Origin of the sequence: Acidovorax sp. CF316 (assembly GCF_000276605.1) — a bacterium.
Classification (GTDB): Bacteria; Pseudomonadota; Gammaproteobacteria; order Burkholderiales; family Burkholderiaceae_C; genus Acidovorax.
Genome location: NZ_AKJX01000233.1, coordinates 1 through 6273, shown reverse-complemented (window position 1 = coordinate 6273; position 6273 = coordinate 1). Strand labels below are relative to the sequence as shown.

Below are 6273 nucleotides of genomic sequence, written 5' to 3'. Positions count from 1 at the left end.
GGGGGACGCCCCCAGCGCGGCGGGGCGGCCCTTGCGCGGGGGCACTGGCCTTGGCCGCGCCAGTTTCGACTCAGCTGGTGCTAAACAGCGCCGTGTCTGGATGTGTTTGGTGGGCGCCTGGAACATGTGCTAACAGGCCTCCGTGTTCGCTGGAGTAGCCTTGTCCCTTTGGAGCGCTCAGGCGCTCCTTCCCAATGGGGAGACAAGCCACCATGAACGATGCCACCGCCCTGGTGCGTGCCAGCTACGAGGCCTATGTCCGCAAGGACCGCGAGGCCCTCGAGGCGCTGATCGACGAGGACTTCCATTTCTCGAGCCCGCTCGACAACCGCATCGACCGGGCCACCTATTTCGCGCGCTGCTGGCCCAACAGCGAGGGCATCAGCGGCTTCCAGTTCATCCACCTGGTCCAGCAGGGCCATACCGTCTTCGTCACCTACGAGGGCACGCGCCAGGGCGGCGGGCGCTTTCGCAACACCGAGGTGGTGACCACCCGCGAGGGGCGCATCGTGGAGGTGGAGGTCTATTTCGGCTGGTCCCTTCCCCATCCCGCGCCTGCCGGGGGCTTCACCAATCTGTGAGCTCGCTGCCCGGCTGTTCAGCGGTTGCGCCCGGCCAGCGACACGGCCTGCAGCGACAGGCCGTCGATCTCGTTGGTGATGCCCGAGAGCACGTTGGCCACCACCGCGAATTCGCGGCCATGCTGGCCCGCGCGCGCGGCCATCACCTGGGCATTGAAGCTCACCACCTTGGCCTCGCGCGCCACGGTCTGGATCGAGGCCACGATGCCTGCCAGCTCCTTCATCAGCGTCTCGGACTTGGCCTTGCCCAACTGGTCGAAGGCCGTCGTGGCGGTGTTCAGGGCATCGAGTGCGCCGTCGGTGATCTCCACCAGGCGGGCCAGGGCTTCTTCCACGCGGGGGCTCTGCCGCTCGGCCAGCTCCAGCGTGCGCTCCACCTGCTGCATGAAGGCATCGATGGTGGGGCCCACGCCGGTGGCCCCCTGGTAGGTCGCGCGGATGCGCTCGCCCATGGCCGCATCGAGGTGGCGCGGCGTGTCCACCAGCCTGGCGTGGCTGTCGCTGAACAGTGCGAGCGAGCTGCGTGCCGCCTTCAGATGCAGGTCGCTGCCGCGCGTGGCCAATACCGTCTGCAGCACCATGCGCTGCGACAGCATGCGCTGGCGGGCCGCGATGTTGACCAGGGACATGTCGCCATCGCGCGATGCCGCAGCGGGCGTGGATGGCGTGCTGCGGGCCGTGGAGAGAGGGTAGGCTGCCATGGTGTGATCCTGTGTAGTGAGCCCTCGGGCTTTGTCACAGTGCAACTAGCAATACCTGGGCCAATGGCGCGTGGATCACTGCGCCCGCACGGTGCGCAGACGGGCCCTCGCGGGCGTGTGGGAGGCCGCATGTCCGCGCATGCAGGCAGGCCCCGCGCAAGGCTGCGGAGCCGGTGTGTGCCGGCGCAGCCGTGGTGTGCAGGTGGGGGGCTGGTTCAGGCCGCGCGCTGGTGGGCCGGCAACTGCGGCAGCGCGGCTGCGGCAATGCCCTGCACCACGTCGCCGACCACGATCACCGAGGGGCTGGCCAGCCCCTCGCGGCCGATGGTGGCGTGCAGCTCGCCCAGTGTCGTCACGGCGTGGCGCTGCTGCGGCAGGCTGGCGTGCTGGATGATGGCCACGGGCGTGGCCGCCGGCAGGCCGGTGAGCAGTTCCTGCTCGATGGTGGCGGCACCGCTCACGCCCATGTAGATCACCAGCGTCAGCTTCGCGTCGCGCGCCGTGGCGGCCAGCTGGCGCCAGTCGGTACCGGCGTCGCCGGGCTTGGCATGGCCGGTGACGAAGACCACGCCGTGGGCATGCTCGCGGTGCGTGAGCGGCACGCCCAGCGAGGTCAGGCCCGCCAGGCCCGCGGTGATGCCGTTGATGACTGTGACCGGCACGCCCGCCGCGCGCAGGTGCTCCACCTCCTCGCCGCCGCGGCCGAAGATGAAGGGGTCGCCGCCCTTGAGGCGCACCACGTTCTCGCCCTCGTTCACGGCCATGAGCATCAGCTTCTCGATGAAGGCCTGCGGCGTGCTCTTGCAGCCGCCGCGCTTGCCCACGTGCACGATGCGCGCCGTGGGCGCGGCGTAGGCCACGATGGCGTCGCTCACCAGGTCGTCGACCAGCAGCACCGTGGCGGCCTGGATGGCCTTGAGCGCCTTGAGCGTGAGCAGCTCCGGATCGCCGGGGCCGGCGCCCACCAGGGTGCAGGAGCCGCCGGTGCCCAGGTGGGGGCGGTTGTGCTGCGGGGATGGGGTCGGGGGATTCGTGGGGCGGTTCATGGCTGTGTCTCCGGCAGGGCGGGCGTGGCTGTTTGAGCGGTGATCTGCAAGATATGTTCCACCTGCCGCGTGAGGGCGGGCGGCACCGGCAGTTCGCCCATGAGCACGCGGCGGGTGTAGTCGGCCGTGGTGGCCACGTCGATCTCGGCGGGCAGGCCGGGCACCTCGCTCGCGGTGCCGGGCTCCTGCTCCTGCAGCACATGGTGCACCCCGCCCACGAAGGCGTCGTAACGGGGTGTGCGGCGCGGGTCGGCAGCCACCTCTCCCTCGAGCCCGCGCGAGAGCAGGGCGTTCATGCCCATGGCGCTGAAGGTGTTTTGCAGCATCTCGAAGTACTCGGGGTGCGTGTAGCTGGTGACCACCACGGCGGCGCCGGCACAGGGGTTCATGAGCTTCACGGCGCTGTGCCCGGCATTGCGCAGGCCCACGGCCTCGCGCACGGCCAGCAACCGTGCCAGCCCGGGGTGCAGCTGTTGCGTATGGATGTGGGCCACCTCGCCGGCAGCGACCTGGCGCGGCGCTGCGAGTGCGGGCGTGCCCAGGGCCTCCAGCACGTCGGACGCCAGGATGCGCCGCGCTTCGGTGCGCATGCCGTGCAGCAGCACCGGCTGGCCTTCGCGCGCCAGCAGCAGGGCCAGCAGCGGGGTGAGCACGGGCAGCTTGCGCGCGCCGTTGTAGCTGGGCAGCACCACCAGGGGGCGGTCGCTGGCGGGCAGCAGGGCCATGCGGGCGTGCGTGGCGTCCAGGAAACCGCACATCTCGTCGGCGGTCTCGCCCTTGATGCGCATGGCCAGGCAGAAAGCGCCGACCTCCAGGTCGGTCACCGTGCCGTCCAGCACCTGGCCGAACAGGTCGGTGGCCTGTTCGCGCGTGAGCGGCTTGGCCCCGCGTGGGCCGCGGCCGATTTCCTTGATGTACTGGCTGATGCCCATGGTGGGTGAATGGCTCTTTGAGTGGGGCTGGGTATTTTCTCGCAACCCAGCGAACTTTTGGTTATATGGCGGCAATGGCGATGGTGGCCGCCTTGGGCGCCAGGGGCCCGGTGGCGCGCACCATGCGCTTGAGCTCGGGCAGGCACGAGCCGCAGTTGGTGCCGCAGCGCAGCGCACCCTGCAGCTGTGCCAGCCGGTCCTCGTCGGTGCCGTGGCACTGCGCCAGCCTGCCGGTGATGGCCAGGTCGGTGACGTTGAAGCAGGTGCACACGGTCTTGCCGCGCGACTGCACTGCCACCGGGGCCTTGGCGCTGGGTACCAGCAGCAGGCGGCCATAGGTCTGCGCGGGCAGCTCTTCCTGCAGCAGGGTCTTGATCCAGCCCTGGGCGCTGGTATCGCCTGCCAGCACGATGGCCTCGAGGGTGCTGGCACCATCGGCGCGCCGTGCCAGGCGCGCGGCGCGGCGCTGGCCGCGCTTCCTGTCGGCATAGCGCAGCGTGTCGCTGCCGGCCAGGCCCAGCAGGGCCTCGACGCGTTCGATCAGGGCATCGGGCGGTGCCTCGTGTGCGGCGGCGCGCAGCAGCACGCCGGTGCGCTCGCGGCCCGGCTCCGACAGTGGGGCGTTGTTGCTGAAGGGAACGCAGCTCGCGAACGGGAAGGCCTGCATCAGCTCCGACAGGGCCGTGCGCACGGCCAGCGCGCTGTCCGCCGGCAGCCAGGCCAGGGCCAGCAGCGTCCAGGGCATCTCGGCCTTGAGGATCTTCACGGCCGCGTGCTTGAGCTCGGGCTGCTTGGAAGTGGGGCAGTAGGCCGAGGTGGTCAGCGCATTCACGCCCGACAGCCGCTCGCCCGTGGACGACTGCCCGCTGAGGTACTCGCTGCCCCAGTGCATGGCCATGAAGGCCTGCGACAGGCCGATGTTGGTGTCGGCCTGCACCGGCACCACGATGGAGCCGCGCTTGCTGGTGAGGTGCACCAGGTCGCCGTTCTGCAGCTTGCGCTGCGCCATGTCGTCCGGATGCATCTGCACCGAGGGCTCGGCCACATGCCCGAACAGCCGGCCCAGGGTACCGGTGCGGCTCATGCCATGCCACTGGTCGCGCAGGCGGCCGGTGGTCAGGCCGAAGGGGTAGCGCGATTCGCGTGGCTCGGCCACGGGCTGCCAGGCATGGGCCGCAAAGCGTGCACGCCCATCGGGCGTGGGGTAGATGCCGTCTTCGTACAGGCGGACCTTGCCGCTGGCTGCGCCTTCGGGCAGCGGCCACTGCTGCGGGCCGTTGGCCTCGAGCAGGGCCCACGACAGGCCGGTGATGTCCAGGTCGCGGCCGCGCGTGGTTTCGCGGTGTTCGTTCCACACAGCCTCGGCGCCGGCATCGGCGTCGTCGGTGGCATAGGGGAACAGGCTGGGTGCGCCGGGGCGCAGCCGTGCCTCCAGTTGGTGCGCGAACTGCACCCCGATGGCCCAGTCGTGGCGCGTCTGCCCGGGCGCGGGCACGGCGCTGCGCACGCGCGAGATGCGGCGTTCGCTGTTGGTCACGGTGCCGATCTTCTCGCCCCAGGTGGTGGCGGGCAGCAGCAGGTCGGCGTACTGCGCGGTGGCCGTGGTGGCAAAGGCCTCCTGCACCACCACGAACTCCGCACGTTCGAGCGCGCGGCGCACGGTGGCTTGGTCGGGCATGCTTTGCGCGGGGTTGGTGCAGGCGATCCACAGCGCGCGGATCTCGCCGTCGGCCGCGGCCTGGAACATCTCCACCGCCGTCTTGCCAGGCCGTGCGGGCACATCGGCCACGCCCCACAGCGCGGCCACTTCGGCGCGGTGCGCGGGGTTGGCGAGGTCGCGGTGCGCGCTCAGCAGGTTGGCCAGGCCGCCCACTTCGCGCCCGCCCATGGCGTTGGGCTGGCCGGTCAGCGAGAACGGGCCTGCGCCCGGCTTGCCGATCTGCGCCGTGGCCAGGTGCAGGTTGATCAGCGCCGCGTTCTTGGCCGTGCCGCTGGTACTCTGATTCAGGCCCTGGCAGTACAGGCTGAGCGTGGCCCTGGAGGTGGCGAACCATTGCGCGGCCGTGGCCAGGTCGGCCTCGGGAATGCCGCACACCGCGCTCACGCGCTCGGGCGTGCAATCGGCCACCAGCGCCTTGAGCGCATCGAAGCCGCTGGTGTGCGCGCCGATGTAGGCGGCATCCACCCAGCCCTCGCGCAGCATCAGGTGCAGCATGCCGTTGAACAGCATCACGTCGCTGCCCGGCTGGATCGGCAGGAACAGGTCGGCCATGCCCGCGGTGTCGGTGCGGCGCGGGTCGGCGACGATGACCTTCATGGCCGGGTTGGCGGCGCGCGCATCCTCGATGCGCCGAAACAGGATGGGGTGCGCCCAGGCCGCATTGCTGCCCACGAAGAACAGGCACTGCGCATGCTTCACGTCGTCGTAGCAGGCGGGCGGCGCATCGGCCCCCAGCGTGGCCTTGTAGCCGGCCACGGCGCTGCTCATGCACAGGCGCGAGTTGGTGTCGATGTTGTTGGTGCCGACGAGGCCCTTGGCCAGCTTGTTGAAGACGTAGTAGTCCTCGGTGAGCAACTGGCCGCTGACGTAGAAGCCGACCGCGTCGGGGCCGTGCTGTTCGATGGTGTCGGCGAACCTGCTGGCCGCCATGCCCAGCGCAGCATCCCACGTGAGGGGCAGGGCTGCCTCGCCGCGCCGGGTGCGGTGCAAGGGGTGGAGCAGGCGGGTCTGCAGCGTGACGGGGCTGGCGGCCGTGAGGTGCAGGGTCGAGCCCTTGGTGCACAGGCGGCCGAAGTTGGCGGGGTGGGTGGGGTCGCCGCGCACGCCGGTGATCTGCGCGCCCTGGGATTCGATGATCACGCCGCAGCCTACGCCGCAGTAGGGGCAGGTGGATTTGGTTTCTGTCATGGGCGTGGTCTTTTTTTGTTGGTGGTTGCTTCGGTGCTTTGCTGAGGGCGGAGGCCGGGATGTGCGCCCGGCGGCGCACCTACTTTCTTTTGCGTCGCCAAAAGA

General features: G+C 70.3%; 5 protein-coding genes. 1 reads left to right on the top strand and 4 read right to left on the bottom strand.

Annotated features, from left to right (window positions below):
* The first annotated feature begins 212 nt into the window (after nucleotides 1-212).
* Nucleotides 213-581, top strand: a complete 369-nt coding sequence (locus PMI14_RS28030) for a nuclear transport factor 2 family protein (RefSeq protein ID WP_007859865.1) — start codon at nucleotides 213-215, stop codon at nucleotides 579-581.
* Between the two features lie 17 nt (nucleotides 582-598).
* Here PMI14_RS28030 and PMI14_RS28025 read toward each other — a convergent pair whose 3' ends face one another.
* The 4 genes from PMI14_RS28025 to PMI14_RS28010 all read right to left on the bottom strand — a co-directional run bounded on the left by PMI14_RS28025 (nucleotide 599) and on the right by PMI14_RS28010 (nucleotide 6168).
* Nucleotides 599-1282 (bottom strand): type IV pili methyl-accepting chemotaxis transducer N-terminal domain-containing protein, encoded by a 684-nt coding sequence (locus tag PMI14_RS28025; protein ID WP_007859864.1) that lies wholly within the window; start codon nucleotides 1280-1282, stop codon nucleotides 599-601.
* 215 nt (nucleotides 1283-1497) lie between these two features.
* Entirely contained in the window at nucleotides 1498-2328 is an 831-nt protein-coding gene (gene cobA / locus PMI14_RS28020; protein ID WP_007859863.1) for a uroporphyrinogen-III C-methyltransferase, read from the bottom strand.
* Nucleotides 2325-3260 (bottom strand): DNA-binding protein YbiB, encoded by a 936-nt coding sequence (gene ybiB / locus PMI14_RS28015; RefSeq protein ID WP_007859862.1) that lies wholly within the window; start codon nucleotides 3258-3260, stop codon nucleotides 2325-2327. The genes cobA and ybiB overlap by 4 nt, the downstream gene beginning before the upstream one ends.
* 61 nt (nucleotides 3261-3321) lie before the next feature.
* Nucleotides 3322-6168, bottom strand: a complete 2847-nt coding sequence (locus tag PMI14_RS28010; protein ID WP_007859861.1) for a nitrate reductase — start codon at nucleotides 6166-6168, stop codon at nucleotides 3322-3324.
* Nucleotides 6169-6273 lie beyond the last annotated feature (105 nt).

Coding starts and splice junctions, on each gene's coding strand:
- PMI14_RS28030 (WP_007859865.1), top strand. CDS start 213: ATGAACGATGCCACCGCCCTGGTGCGTGCCAGCTACGAGGCCTATGTC.
- PMI14_RS28025 (WP_007859864.1), bottom strand. CDS start 1,282: ATGGCAGCCTACCCTCTCTCCACGGCCCGCAGCACGCCATCCACGCCC.
- cobA (WP_007859863.1), bottom strand. CDS start 2,328: ATGAACCGCCCCACGAATCCCCCGACCCCATCCCCGCAGCACAACCGC.
- ybiB (WP_007859862.1), bottom strand. CDS start 3,260: ATGGGCATCAGCCAGTACATCAAGGAAATCGGCCGCGGCCCACGCGGG.
- PMI14_RS28010 (WP_007859861.1), bottom strand. CDS start 6,168: ATGACAGAAACCAAATCCACCTGCCCCTACTGCGGCGTAGGCTGCGGC.